Below are 386 nucleotides of genomic sequence, written 5' to 3'. Positions count from 1 at the left end.
CGTCGCGATTGACATGATAACCGTTTTTATTTTTTCAGCGACGGCGAAAGCTTTTGAGACTATGAGGTGTTTCAGCGTTCCCGCTTCAAGAAGCGCGAGGGCGGCGGTCTGCGATCCGGTAAAAAGCGTCGTTAAAAAAATGGCCGCCTTTTTAGCGGTTACCCAAAAAACAAATAATTTTCCCGCGCCCACAATTAACAGCTGCATAGTACGGTAGGCTGCCATGACTCCGACGATGGCAAATATAACTCCCCTGAACCGCCACGCGGTTTGTATGGCTCCAATAAGAAAAGAAACAAAGCCTTCGACTTTGTTGAATACGGCCTCGACGGTTCCCATGTATTGGCTGAAATCTATTTTACTGACGCGGTCGGCAATTTCAGTCA

The 386-nt window shown here is 47.7% G+C and carries 1 protein-coding gene; it reads right to left on the bottom strand.

The window, feature by feature from the left end:
- A partial coding sequence (locus ACYVTD_RS17675; RefSeq protein ID WP_461248929.1) for a hypothetical protein occupies positions 1–386 on the bottom strand: 386 nt, incomplete at both ends.

Source organism: Treponema sp. R6D11 (assembly GCF_054786075.1).
This window is presented reverse-complemented; position numbering and strand designations above follow the sequence as displayed.